The organism is Salegentibacter flavus (assembly GCF_900115145.1).
Classification (GTDB): domain Bacteria; phylum Bacteroidota; class Bacteroidia; order Flavobacteriales; family Flavobacteriaceae; genus Salegentibacter; species Salegentibacter flavus.
Window position 1 is genome coordinate 1 of record NZ_FOVL01000020.1, and the last position, 13714, is coordinate 13714.

Below are 13714 nucleotides of genomic sequence, written 5' to 3' on the forward strand. Positions count from 1 at the left end.
AGTGAACATTCTCCCGCAGGGCTTGTTCAATTTTTCGGGAAGAATAAATGTTGCGTAAATAGGCATAGATAACAACTTTGAGAAGCATCCGCGGATGATAGCTTGAAGTGCCACCACCTTTATAGCTCTTCTCCAAAGCAGAGATGTCTATATGATCAATAATTGTATTTACTATTCGTACGGGATGATTCTTGGGAACTAAATCATCATAACTGGGAGGAAGAAGACTTAACTGGTCCTGTTGGTAAGTCTTGAATACTACTTTGCTGCTCATGCTTAAAAATAAACATGATCACTTAATTATACAAAAAAGAGGCTGCCTTTTTAGACAGCCTCTTCTAAATACATTTTTTAATCTATGGCAAGTCTGCCATCTTCGGCTTGCTGTTCAATTTTAATAGTCTGACTTCGGTTACCGTTAACCAGCTTTATTTTATAATAAGCTTTTTTAATCTTGTCTCCGTTACCTCGGGCAATATATTTATTCCCTACGGCTACCCAGCCTTTATGATCTCGGTATAGATCTGCCATAATTTTTCTGGAGAGTACAACATCCTTAAAGGACTGTCTATGTCTTTTTAACTCTCCCTCATCATCGAACTCAGCGTTCAAAGCTCCTTTGGTAGTTCTGAAGCTAACAAGATAAGAATCATAATCCTTATCGAGGTGATCGATTAAACTCAGGACATTAAAATTATTCATCATAAATCCAATGGGATTTTGCATAAACTCTCCTGTGTATTCCTCTTTTACTGAAAATGTGAATTCATCAGCTTCTCCAGCAATAATTTTCTCAGAAACCGGGTTCATAAATACCCTGGCTTCTTCCAGTTCGGTAATTTCCTGTGATTGTGCGGTTGCGATAAAGCAAACCAACAACGAATAAAAAATTAAATTTTTCATAACAATAATATTTAGTGATTAATAATTCCGTTTTTAATCGTCAAATACGTGTTATGGGGTTGACTTCAGACTTCTGAATTTTAAGATTCAAAGTCTTTTGAATTGAATCGGGGAGGTAGGATTCCCGATAATTCCTTGCAGAGAGCTGAAGGGTTTAGCTTCCGCGTACTTGTAATTTCTTATATGTAAAAGTAGGTGAAAAGAGTACTGCCCGCAATCCCTTTTTAGGGTGAAATTTTTCCAGATTTATTAGTTAAAAGGCTTATAAATAGATAATTACCGTAAAAAAGGGATTTATCCCCCCTCTTTTAGGGGGAGTGCGTTTTGAAGTTGTTTTAAAATTTTTGAAAATCAGCGGCTTATTTGGAGTGAATCAGAATATTTCAGTTAGAATTATCTCCTCGCTTCCTATGAAAGAGTTTAAATATTTCCATAGCCACAAGAATTATAGTCGCGGTGAAGAATAATTTGATCCATTCTCCTCCAGTCACCGGGTCCAGTGATAGTAGCTCCTGCATAAAGGGAATGTGCAGCGCAAGGATGTGAATACCCTGTGCGGCCAGGATTCCAATAATGAGAATATAGTTATTACTTAAAGGAATTCTGAATGCCGACCGGGTTTCTGAACGTGCATTGAGCGCATGGAAATTCTGAAGTAATACCATTAATAATAAAATAAGATTGCGAGCCGTGCTTTCCTCATAATTCAGGTTATTGAGTAAATGATACCAGAGGCCAAAGGCCAGCATACTGATAACCGAAGCAGATACCAAAGTTTGTTTGATCATTAGGGGATCAAAAATACTTTCATCTGGTTTTCGGGGTTTCTGGGTCATCACCTTTTTCTCACCGGCTTCAAAAGCGAGTGCTACATCCTGTATTCCATTGGTTACCAGATTTAACCATAGCAGTTGCACAGGCAGGAAGGGCAGGGGTAGGCCTGCGATAAGGGCCATACCTATGCTTAATAGTTCGGCCGCTCCCGTGGAGATCAATAAATAGATGATCTTTCTGAGGTTGGAATAAGTAAACCTGCCTTCTTCAATTCCGGCAGCGATGGAGGCAAAATTATTATCGCTTAAAATAATTGAGGCTGTATCTTTGGCCACATCGGTCCCGTAACCCATAGCTACCCCGATGTTTGCCGTTTTTAGGGCCGGGGCATCATTTACCCCGTCTCCGGTTACCGCGATGAAATGTCCTGATTCCCGTAAGGCTTTTACGATTAATTGTTTTTGATGTGGGGAAACGCGTGAATACACGTATTTTGTTTTTAAGATCTCCCGGAAGTTATCTTCACCCCCGGCAATGATTTCTTCCAGCTCGTTTCCACTTATCAGTTCATCCGGACCCTTCGCGATTCCTATCTCTTTTGCAATAGACAGCGCCGTTTCCGGATGGTCTCCGGTGATCATAGCTACCTGAACTCCCGCCCGGTAACAATCCTCCACCGCTGGTTTTGCCTGTGGTCTAAGGGGATCGATAAGGGCGATGAACCCCAGAAATTCCATTTCCGGTAATTCATCTACCGGTTTTACCTCGTCTACATCTCCTCCTCCTACAGCTATGATCCTGTACCCATCCTGGGCATAGCGCACTGATTCCTCCAGGAGCTCGCGGTACTGTTCTTCGTTTATTTTTGGACGTAGCTTTTCTACCGCACCCTTATAGGCAATCTTCAATTGCCCGTTTTCTTTATAATAGACCGCTGCGTATTGTCTTTCTGATTCGAAAGGTATTTCGCTGATCTTTTCTATATTCTGAAGTAGCTCCTTTGGTGAGGAATTTCCCTTGTATGCTATACTTAGCAAGGCTACATCTATAGGGTCTCCTGAATAGCTCCAGTCACTGTTGCTTTTAAATAGCTCACCTTCGTTGCAAATTGTTATGCTGCTTATAATTTTCCTAAGATCATTCGTGGCTTCAAAATTGATTTCGGAATCATTTTCATCCTTGATCTTGCCTTCCCCGTTATAACCTTCTCCGGTAAGGCTAAAAATCTGTTTGTCGGGAAGAACGATTGCCCGGGCTGTTTGCTGGTCTACCGTTAGGGTGCCTGTTTTATCGGTAGCGATAAATGTGCAGCTTCCCAGACCTTCAACGGCGGTTAATTTTCTAATGATGACATTCCTTTTTGCCATCCTGGAAGCTCCTATGGAAAGAGCAACGGTCATCGCTATAGGCAGCCCTTCCGGAATAGCCGAAACAGCCACCGCCACTGCGAAGAAAAATATCTCTTTAATCGGTATTCCACTGTAATAACCCAATACACCCAGCAAAATAACTGCTATAAGGATTATTGTACTGATGCGTTTGGTGAATTTTTCCATCCGCTTTACCAGGGGAGCTTTCCCTATGCTTAACTCTTTAAGGGAGGAAGCAATTTTCCCTATTTCTGTATCTTTTCCGGTTGCGATTACCAGGCCGGTTCCTCTTCCCGTGCTGATAGTAGTCCCTGCAAATAACATATTGAATCGCTCGGCTACGGGAATATTTTCCTCCTCCAGGGGTTCACTTATCTTATCTATGGCCAGGGACTCCCCGGTAAGGATAGCTTCTTCTGCGGTAAGATTATTCTCTCTGATTATCCTGATATCGGCCGGGATCTTATTACCCGACTCCAGAATTACAATATCGCCGGGAACCAGGTCTTCCCCGTCAATTACAAAACTTCTCCCATCTCGCTTTACGCGCACTTTTAGCTTTATCATTTGTTCCAGGGCCGAAGCCTTTGCCTCGGCTTTCCATTCCTGAAAAGCACCTATGATGGCATTGATAAGAAGAACGATGATTATAAAACCGGCATCTGAATATTCTTTGAGCACTATAGAAACTACCGCAGCGACCAGCAAGACATAGATCAACGGACTTAAAAACTGGTTGAGGATGATCCTGAATAAGGTGAGTTTTTTAGCAGAGGGCAGTGTATTCCTGCCGTATTTTTCCATCCTTTCAGGGATTTCTTCTGAAGAAAGTCCTGCGGGGCTAACATTGAGCTTTTTAAGACTCTCTTCTGCGCTGTAATGGTGCCAGTGAAATTCTGCCATCTTATTTAATTATACCTGTTGCTTTAAATGCCTTAAATGATGAAGTCAGTCATCATTTAAGGCCGATTGTAGAGTAGGTAAGTGGGGAGGCAATCATCTTAACAGCTGATAAAATGCAAGTTTTGCCTGTTCTAAAATACGAAATTAGCAGAATAAAAAGTTGTTTTTGACAGAATTTAAAAGTTGCTGTTTAGGGGTTTATACGAAAAAAAAAGTTATCTGGCAATAACATTGGATACTGATAATGTAAAAATATGGTTTTCAGTTATTTAACTGAATTATCTTATCAAAAACTGACGATTATCATAAATTTTATAGGTGAATTAGAAGTACCTTTAATTACCTGAATACTGTTTGTTTATTGAGGATTTCAGACTTTTTAGGTATTATTAAAAATCCTCTTCTATCAACTAATTTTTCAACTATGATAAAAAATATTCTTAATCTAAGCTTTTTACTGTTTTCGGCTTTTGCCTTTTCCCAGGCCGGACACATTATGCAGGGAATGGGCGCCGTAAACATGTCTATGGGCGGTGCCGCAACAGGGCAACCTCTTGATATTTCAGGTGCACTACATTGGAACCCTGCTGCAATTTCCACATTTGACGAAAAAATCATCAAATTTGACCTCGGCTTATTCTATTCGGCTCCAGAACTCTATTCTACGGTGCCTGAGTTTGATGAAACAGGTCAACCCACCGGGAACTTCTACAGCGGGTATACCGAAGACGACCGTGCAGCTTCCCCAATGCCAGCTTTGGCTATGGTATGGGGTAAGGAAGACAGCAGGCATACTTTTGGTGCCTTTCTCTACGGAATTTCTGGCTTTGGGGTGGACTTCCCTGAAAACATGAGCAACCCGATTAGTATGCCTCAAAGTATGGGAGGTTTCGGTCATATCGAATCAGATTATATGTTGCTACAGGGAGGGATCGCTTATGCTTACGAACTTTCTAACAATTTTTCTATCGGCATAAATCCAACTATTAACTATTCAGCTCTTGAACTTTTGCCAAACCCAACAGCTAATCCTACTGCAGCGGGATATCCCAGTGCCGATAAAGCTTCGGCTATAGGTTTCGGTGGACAGGTAGGGCTTTTTTATGATTCCCAGCTAGGCTTTAAAGCCGGAGCTTCTTATAAGACCAGGCAATACTTCAGCGATTTCGAATTTGAGAATACTTATCTGGATAATTCCACTTCTACCAATGAGTTCAGAATGGACTATCCTGCCATTCTTTCCCTGGGTGTAGGCTATTCTGCAGGCGATTTCGATCTGGCCCTGGATTACCGTATGGTAGATTATGAAAACACCGATGGTTTTTCTGAAACCGGATGGACTCAGAATGCCTCGGTGAAAGGCTTTGGCTGGGAAAATATGGATGTGATCTCTGCAGGAATTCAGTATAAAGGAATTAACAAATTGCCTTTACGGGTGGGTTATACCTATAGTTCAAATCCTATTCCGGAAGAGATTGCATTTTTTAATATTCCAGCAACGGCAATTATTGAAACTTCCGTTATGTTTGGTTTAAGCTATCAGATTAATCAAAACTTTAATCTGGATGCGGTTTACCACCACGGTGCAAGCGATGGCCGTACCGCAGGACCATTGCTTAATCCCATGTTCGTACAAAATTATCCTCCCAATGGAGCCATCCCGGGAAGTGAGGTGGCTTATGAGATGACCACGGACATGGTGATGTTAGGAATTAGTTATAAATTCAATGCTAAAGCTCAGCAATAGATTGCGGGTGTCGCAATGAATTTAATTTTACTTTGCCAAAAGGCTCAGTCAGATAATCTGCCTGAGCCTTTTATTATTTCTGGTTTAGGTGTTCCTGCGGTTGTTCAGCCTTTTTAAAATCCGGGTTTAAGTGCTTAAACAAATCTCTTATTAATTTTTCTTAAAATTATGTGAAAATCCACTTATATTTGTCGATTATGTTAAGGTAATTTTAACTTTTGAAAATGGGTGATGAATAATATGATCTTAAAATTGAAACTTGGGCTCTACAAGAGTCTTAATACTCTATGCAAACCTTTTGTGGCCCTGAATCCTAATAAGAAGTACACTTATCTTTTCTTAATGTTGGCGGCTTTTCTTTTGGCAATATTTCTCTTTTTGCTGGGTGCATTTTTGTTTGGATTTTTAAACTGAAGTTCTTTCGCTTAAGCCCATAAAAAAAGGGAGAAAACTCTCCCTTCCATAAGTTAAATTTCAGGATCAATTAATTGCTTTCCATATCCTGCATTCTTTCTTTTACCCTGGCCTGAATTGCGCTGTCTCTTTCCATCATTCTTACCATATGCTGCACCATTCGCTCCCGTTTGGCTTCCGTTAATTGCATAGTAGTATCCTGTTCTAACATGGTCATCATATTCATTCGCATGGAATCCATCATTTCAGGATCGTTCTTCATCATATTTTGCATTTGTTGGCGGCCGTACATATTGCGCATCATAGGCCGGTTCTGCCGCATCATATCCATGGAACCACGATTTCCCCGCATTTCTTCCATAAACTCATTGAAGAGTTCTTCATCATTTAAGATCTGTTGATAAACTTCCTCCCGCTGTTCTTCGTTTTCAGCCAGATTAACGCTGCGATCTTGATCGCAGGAGGTAAATAAAGCCATCATTAATAACATACTCAATGCTGTGCTTAGTCTTACTTTTAAATTTCTCATAATACTCATTTTTGGTTGTTAATTTTCATTGTTTCTTTTGAAAGACCATAAATATATGCTCCCTCAACTTCTAATAATACAGCGTAAACAATTGATAACAATGAAGGTACAAAGTTTTACTGAGCTAATGAATAGCCTTATGTTTTTGTTAACTTTCCAGTTTAATTTCTGAAACATTATTTTTTTCTTCGGGAACTCATCTTCCTTCCCGGCGCAAAACCTCAAGCGGCGGCTTGCTGATAACCCCTGTACTGTTGGCTAATCCTATTGAAACCACTAACAAGACAATGCCCGGGAAAAGTATGAGAAAAGGAACCCAGGAAGGAACAAAGCTGGATTCGAAGACCAGCCACGCCAGTAACTGACTGCTGATAAGGGAGAGCAGAATACCCGAAAGACTTCCTAAAACACCCAGGTAGATGTACTCCAGTGCCGCGATCTTCAGGATCTGCTGGCTTTTTGCGCCAATGGTCCTTAATAGTACGCTTTCTCTGATGCGTTGGTACTTGCTGGTTCTCACTGCACCAATCAGCACGATTATTCCGGTAAGTATGCTGAAGAAGGCCATAAAATTGATGATCCAGGAGATCTTGTTCAGCAAAGCTTCAATAACGCCGAGTACCTGCCGGAGGTCTATGATGGAAACATTCGGGAATTTCTTTACCAGTTGCTGCTGCAAGGCTGCAGATGAACTTTCATCGGCTACTTTTGTGGTGATTACCCTGAACTGTGGTGCTTCCTCCAAAACGCCTACAGGAAAAACGATGGAAAAATTTGGCTGCATCCTGCTCCAGTCTACACTTCTCACACTGCCTATCCGGGTATTGAGCAATACCCCCTGGACATTGAAAGTTACCTGGTCGTCCAGGCCTACCTTGGCATCCTCAGCAAAATTATTGCTGATGCTTATTGGTATATCTCCCTCATTATCTGATGCGGATTTCCATTCTCCCTGCTCTATTATTTCTGAAGAAATAAGGGAATCGCGGTAGGTGGTCCTGAACTCGTGGTTCAATACCCATCGGTTTACCCCTGAAGCAGTGTCCTGTCTTATTTCATTAACCGATTTGCCTTTTATGCTCTGTACCCTCATGGTAACGATGGGAATGTTATCAAGCAATGGAGCATTGTTGCCTGTTATAGTACTTACAACTGAATCCTGTTGTTCCGTTTGTACATCCAGCAGAATCATATTAGGACTATCGGCCTCGGTTTCAAGAGAAGCCTGGGCCAGCAAGAGGTCTTTGCTGAAATAAAGCGTGCTGATGAGAAAACTTCCAACCCCAATGGCCAGGATAAGGATCAAGGTCTGGTTTTGGGGCCTGAACAGGTTTAGCAAGCTCTGCCTAGCCGGGAAACCCCAGGAGTGGGGGAAATATTTTCTTATGGCTTTCATAAACAAAGCTGCAACTCCCGCCAGAATAGAGAAACTTACAAGAATTCCACCTACAAAAGCAAGAGAATATTGCCAGTCCTTGAGCAGCCAGAAAGCAAAAAGAAATATGAATATGAAGATACCCAGAGAGACAAATACTATGGCCTTACGTGATCTCGACGTTTCATTCTCCTGCACGCGGAGCGCCTGCAGCGGGGAGATATAAAGTGTCCCCATTAAAGGATAAAGTGCAAACAGCACCGACATGAATACTCCTAGCAAAACTCCCATTAGAAGTGCCTGTGGCACCAGACTTACCTGTACATCAACCGGTAGCAAGTCCTGCAAAAAGAGAGGGAACAATTGCTGTAAGAGTAGTCCCACTCCTGTACCTGCGATTCCGCCTAAAAGGCCCATAAAGGCTACCTGAATCAAAAAGATAAGGAAACTTTGTCTTCGGGTTGCCCCTAGGCATTTCAACACGGCTACTGCCCGAAGTTTTTCTTTGATATAGATGTTTATAGCACTGGCAATACCCACACATCCCAGTAAAAGGGCGATAAAGGCAACCAGGTTCAGGAACTTACCAAAATTCTCATAACGCCTGCCCAGCCTGTCGCTGGTGGAGGTATGGGTATCAAGATCGGCGTCTTCCAGGTCCAGCACTGGACCAAGGTCTTTGTCCATTTTCTCCAGGTCGGTTTTCGGATCGGCTTTAAAATAAAACTCATAATCTATCCTGCTACCGGTTTGTACCAGTCCCGACTCCTCGATAAATCGATAAGGAATAACTACCGGTGGCGCCACCGAGCTAAAGAACGCGGTACTGCCCGGGACCGAGTGTAGAGCACCCGCCACAGGCAAACGCACCTCACCTATTTTTATAGTGTCTCCGGCCTCTATTCCCAGCTGAAGCATCAGGGTAGCATCTACAAGCGCTGATCCCTGTTTTTGGTATTGCTCGGCCGCCGAAACCGGACTCGTCTCCAAAGCTCCGTAAAAAGGAAAGTCTCCATCAATTCCTCTAACCTGCATAAGCCTGGTAGCACCACTTTTTTCAAAAGCTACCATCGAAGCAAATTTGATCTCTTTTCCATCGGGCCCGCCAAGAGAATCCATTATTTCTGTTACCCGCTCATTCGGCGGATTGTTACTGTCTATTTTGAAATCGGCACCCATCAGGGCCTTGGATTGCAACTGGATATTATTCTTAAGGTTTTCTCCAAAAGACTGGATACTCACCACCGCCGCGATTCCAAGTACGATGGAGGCCATAAACAGGATAAGCTTGCGACCGCTGGCTTTTCCGTCCCGCCAGGCCATTTTTAAAAGCCACCCGAAGTTCGCTTTTCTGGAAGTATTATTTTGTAGTTCCCTCATGATGCAGAAGTCTCTTTGGAGATTATTCTTCCGCCTTTAAGTCTTAAGATTCGCTGGGTTTTTTGGGCGAGTTCCAGGTCGTGGGTGACGATTACCAGGGTGGTACCGGCTTCCTTGTTCAATTCAAAAAGAAGTTTCACCACCTTTTCTCCGGTTACGGCATCCAGGTTTCCGGTGGGTTCATCGGCAAACAGGATGGAAGGTTTGGTGGAAAAGGCCCGCGCCAGAGCCACCCGTTGTTGCTCCCCACCGGAGAGCTGCGAAGGATAATGATCCATCCGGTCTTTTAAACCAACTTTTTCCAACAACTCTTTTCCGGTTTTTATCGCATCTTTAGCTCCCTGTAATTCCAGGGGTACGGCTACATTTTCCAGTGCCGTAAGCGTTGGCAGCAGCTGGAAATCCTGGAATACAAAGCCTACTCGGCGATTCCGCAAAACGGCCCGTTCATCTTCATTTAAATCGCTTAGATCTGTACCGCATAGTTCTATCCTGCCGGAATCGGCCTGGTCCAGACCCGCGCACAGCCCAAGCAGGGTGGTTTTTCCACTTCCCGAAGGCCCAACAATGGCAAAGCTTTCCCGTTCTTCAATATCAAAGCTGATGTCCTGCAGAACCTTTAATCTTTTTGATCCGCTGGAATAGCTTTTCTCCAGCTGCTGTACGTTTAATATCTTTGCCATCTTAGGTCGTATAATTTTTTTACCGATCTCACAAAATAAAGAAATGATTTTGATTATAATCCCACTGCTATGAGAAACATGCCTATCCTGACGATTTTTTTATCCTTTTTACTCCTTACCTCTTGCGGGGAATCCGCAGAAAAAGAGGAAAAAGGACCTGCTGAAGAAACTGCTGAAACCGATCTTCCACAGAAAAATGAGGAAGAAAAAACTATCCTTTTCTTCGGAACCAGTCTCACCGCAGGCCTCGGCCTGGAACCGGAACAGGCATATCCGGCCGTGATTCAGCAGAAACTAGATTCTCTGGGGCTTGATTATGAAGTGGTGAATGCCGGATTAAGTGGAGAGACCACAGCCAGCGGAAGGAACAGGATCAATTGGGTGCTTAACCAAAACGTAGATGTTTTTGTATTGGAGCTCGGGGCGAACGATGGTCTTCGGGGCGTGCCTCTGGAAGAAACCCGAAAGAACTTGCGGGAGATCATAGAGATAGTGCGGGAAAAGAATCCCGATACCCGGATCATTCTTGCTGGAATGCAGATCCCGCCGAATATGGGCGAGGAATATACCTCCGAATTCCGAAATATTTTCCCTGAGTTGGCTGAAGAATACGATCTGGAAATGATCCCTTTTCTCCTGGAAGATGTTGCCGGAATTCCAAATCTGAATCAGCAGGATGGAATTCACCCAACCGCCGAAGGTCAGAAAATAATGGCTGAAAATGTTTGGGAAGTTCTGGAGTCTGAATTACCGGAATAAGTCCGGCTGTTTCTAAACAGCCGTTGCATTCAGCTTCACCTCATAGGGAAAAGCAAAAGCGGAAATTTCCTGGCCGCTAAGCCAGGTCTGCCGATCTTCTTTTTTTAAAACTACGGGCACGCGTTTCTTACTGTTGTGAATTTCACTCATCAGGTCATTGGCTCATTGGTTTCAGGATTGGTCCAGCTGGAATAGATCCCGAATCATTGGCACAACAACCGGTTAAACCTTATTAAGCCCGATTGCCAAAATAATTTTCTTTAATTTGTCAAAAATCCGACTTCCTGTTATGATCAAATATCTGAAACTCCTTCTTTTTATTGGCTTATTTTTTTCCGCAGAAACTTATGCCCAGGACACTTTGGCTTCCACAAGTGAAAAACTACAGATAGGGATCACCGAAACTCCTCCTTTTGTAGTAAAAGATAATGGGGAATATTCCGGGCTAAGTATTTCATCCTGGGAACTAGTCAACGAAGAGCTTGGCGCCGATTATGAATTCAAGGCTTATCCTTCTTTGATAGGCCTGATGGATGCCGTGGAGAAAGGGGAAGTAGATTTTAGTATCAATCCCGTTACGGTTACCGATTTGCGGATGCAACGAATGGATTTCTCTCAGCCCTATTTTATTTCGTTTACCGGGGTTGCCAAAAAGAGTGAAACCATGATATGGACTTATCTGGCCAATCTTTTTAGTTGGAATTTCATAAAAGGTATCCTGATCCTTTTGGGAGTTATCCTGCTTTTTGGTTTCCTGGTTTGGATCTTTGAACATAAGAAGAACAAAGAGGAGTTTGGTCCGGGAGCCCGCGGAATCCTTCAGGGATTCTGGTGGAGTGCGGTTACGATGACCACTGTTGGTTATGGGGATAAAGCCCCCAGGACTTTCGGCGGTAGGTTTATCGGGCTTATCTGGATGTTTATGGCTATAGTTATGATTTCGGGGCTTACCGCGGGAATCGCTTCTTCTCTAACCGTACAGAGTATTTCTGATGAGATAACCTCGGTAGAGGATCTCAAGCGCTTTGATGTGGTTACCGTAACCGGTTCCAGTGCCCTGGAATTGCTCGATCAATATGCTGTTAAAACCGAAGAGGTTGCTGACGAAAGGCAGGGGATTCAGGATATTTTAGACGGAAAGTCAAGCCTTTTTGTATACGACCAGCCTATCCTTAAATATGAGATAGACCGAAGAGACCTGGGTGACGAACTCGAAGTGCTGCAGCAAACGCTTAAGAGGGATTATTACGGCTACAGTTTCCCAAAGGGCTCTCCCTTGCTTAAAAAAATAGATCCAATTCTGGTAGGCACCCTAAAAACTTTGGAGTGGAATAATCTCCTGGAAGAATATTAAATAGCCTTTTTATCAGAAATTTAGGTCCCGGAAACCTGGACATAGGATTCTATATCCTTAAAATTAAAAATTAGATAACCTTGGCTTTACACAGTATTGCTGCATTTACGGCATATTTGTACTTCTGATATGCATTCAGGATTTCATACCATCTTTGTTTTTGTCGATTGAGATGTATGTAGGTTGCCTCGGCCAGGCAACCTTTTTTTAATTTTAGCAGTTTGCTTTTTACTGAACCATAATTTGCACTTAACTTTGGCTTAACATTAAGGTTGGTTATTTGCAGTGACAAAAACAAAGAAAATTATGGAAATCAGAAAAGGCCTAACGACCTTAACTATTATTTTATTGGCATCACTTAATATGCAATCACAAGACCTTTCAGAAAACACCTTCGGGAAAGGCCTTATTAATATTGTGGCAAAAGATAGCTCCTATAGTATGAGTTTTGCCGCGAGATTTCAGTCTCTATATACTTCCGAGTGGGAATTTCCTCATTACGAAGATTTCGAAACCGGAGAATCTAATATGCTGATTAGACGTTCCCGGTTAAAATTCGGTGGATTTGCCTTAACTCCAAAACTTGAATATAAGATAGAAATAGGCCTGTCCAACCGGGATATTTCGGGTGGTTCAAAATATACCGGTAATACTCCACGTTACATTCTTGATGCGGTACTTAAATGGAACTTTTATGAGAACTTCGAACTCTGGGCTGGTCAAACCAAGCTTCCGGGGAACCGCGAAAGGGTAATCTCTTCGGCGAACCTGGAGACTGTAGATCGTTCTCTGGTGAATAGCCGTTTCAACGTCGATAGGGAAATGGGAGTTCAACTGCACCATTTTATTGACCTGGGTAACGACTTTATTATTAAGGAAGCCCTGGCCTTTTCCCAGGGGGAAGGTAGAAATGTGACCACTGGAAATGAAGGTGGATTTCAATACACCGGAAGGTTGGAAGCCCTGCCTTTTGGAAATTTCGATGACTACAAAGGAGCCGATCTTAAAAGAGAACCGGAACCTAAACTTGGAGTGGGAGTGGCCTATGACTACAATAACGATGCGGTTAGAACCAGGTCCAACTCCGGAGCTTATATGGAAACCGATGCCGGACTTTTTGAAACCGACATCAAAACTCTTTTCCTGGATGCTATGTTTAAATACCGCGGCTGGTCGGTTATGGCTGAATATGCCAAACGTACTGCCGATGAAGCTCAAGCGGTGAATTCTGATGGTACCCCTACCGGAGATGTCGTAAATGTAGGGGAAGGTTTTAACCTGCAAACTGGATATGTATTTAAGAATAACTTTCAGCTTACAGGGCGTTACACCAGTCTTGATAAAGCTGCTGGAATAAGCGGTCTTGGAATTCAGGACCAGTACACCCTTGGGCTTTCAAAATATATTGTGGGGCACAAACTAAAAGTACAAACCGACCTTAGCCTCAATAATTATGAGGATGATATAGACAATAGTTTAATGTTTAGATTTCAAATTGATTTTCACTTTTAATACTAAAAAAC

At 42.7% G+C, this 13714-nt stretch carries 12 protein-coding genes; 4 read left to right on the forward strand and 8 right to left on the reverse strand.

From position 1 onward, the window contains the following. The 3 genes from BM266_RS13690 to BM266_RS13700 all read right to left on the reverse strand — a co-directional run. Positions 1-274: transposase (locus BM266_RS13690; protein ID WP_139220651.1), on the reverse strand; the 274-nt coding region annotated here is incomplete at its 3' end. A 77-nt stretch (positions 275-351) separates the two neighbouring features. Continuing rightward, positions 352-903, reverse strand: coding sequence for a hypothetical protein (locus tag BM266_RS13695; RefSeq protein ID WP_093410693.1), 552 nt, complete (start codon positions 901-903; stop codon positions 352-354). Between the two features lie 383 nt (positions 904-1286). Next, positions 1287-3950 (reverse strand): cation-translocating P-type ATPase, encoded by a 2664-nt coding sequence (locus tag BM266_RS13700; protein ID WP_093410694.1) that lies wholly within the window; start codon positions 3948-3950, stop codon positions 1287-1289. 424 nt (positions 3951-4374) lie between these two features. Between BM266_RS13700 and BM266_RS13705 the strand changes: the two genes are divergently transcribed. Continuing rightward, complete coding sequence (locus BM266_RS13705; RefSeq protein ID WP_093410696.1) at positions 4375-5697, forward strand: OmpP1/FadL family transporter; 1323 nt, start codon at positions 4375-4377, stop codon at positions 5695-5697. A gap of 484 nt (positions 5698-6181) precedes the next feature. Here BM266_RS13705 and BM266_RS13715 read toward each other — a convergent pair whose 3' ends face one another. The 3 genes from BM266_RS13715 to BM266_RS13725 form a co-directional block, all read right to left on the reverse strand. Then, positions 6182-6640, reverse strand: a complete 459-nt coding sequence (locus tag BM266_RS13715) for a hypothetical protein (RefSeq protein WP_139220652.1) — start codon at positions 6638-6640, stop codon at positions 6182-6184. 196 nt (positions 6641-6836) lie between these two features. Next, on the reverse strand, positions 6837-9395 hold the full coding sequence (locus BM266_RS13720) for an ABC transporter permease (protein WP_245760453.1): 2559 nt from the start codon (positions 9393-9395) through the stop codon (positions 6837-6839). Next, the gene (locus tag BM266_RS13725) at positions 9392-10078 is read right to left on the reverse strand and encodes an ABC transporter ATP-binding protein (protein ID WP_093410700.1); all 687 of its coding nucleotides are present in this window, start codon (positions 10076-10078) and stop codon (positions 9392-9394) included. Before BM266_RS13725 ends, BM266_RS13720 begins: the two co-directional genes overlap by 4 nt. A gap of 69 nt (positions 10079-10147) precedes the next feature. Here BM266_RS13725 and BM266_RS13730 point away from each other — a divergent pair, with 69 nt between their 5' ends. Then, the gene (locus BM266_RS13730; RefSeq protein WP_093410702.1) at positions 10148-10837 is read left to right on the forward strand and encodes an arylesterase; all 690 of its coding nucleotides are present in this window, start codon (positions 10148-10150) and stop codon (positions 10835-10837) included. A gap of 12 nt (positions 10838-10849) precedes the next feature. On the opposite strand, the gene BM266_RS16965 is transcribed toward BM266_RS13730, so the two are convergent. After that, positions 10850-10987, reverse strand: a complete 138-nt coding sequence (locus tag BM266_RS16965; protein WP_139220653.1) for an SOS response-associated peptidase — start codon at positions 10985-10987, stop codon at positions 10850-10852. 139 nt (positions 10988-11126) lie between these two features. On the opposite strand from BM266_RS16965, the gene BM266_RS13735 reads away from it, so the two are divergent. Next, positions 11127-12191, forward strand: coding sequence for a transporter substrate-binding domain-containing protein (locus BM266_RS13735; protein WP_093410704.1), 1065 nt, complete (start codon positions 11127-11129; stop codon positions 12189-12191). Between the two features lie 70 nt (positions 12192-12261). On the opposite strand, the gene BM266_RS13740 is transcribed toward BM266_RS13735, so the two are convergent. Next, positions 12262-12483, reverse strand: a complete 222-nt coding sequence (locus BM266_RS13740; protein ID WP_093410705.1) for a hypothetical protein — start codon at positions 12481-12483, stop codon at positions 12262-12264. Between the two features lie 14 nt (positions 12484-12497). On the opposite strand from BM266_RS13740, the gene BM266_RS13745 reads away from it, so the two are divergent. Next, positions 12498-13703, forward strand: coding sequence for a porin (locus BM266_RS13745; protein ID WP_093410707.1), 1206 nt, complete (start codon positions 12498-12500; stop codon positions 13701-13703). The last annotated feature ends 11 nt before the right edge of the window (positions 13704-13714 follow it).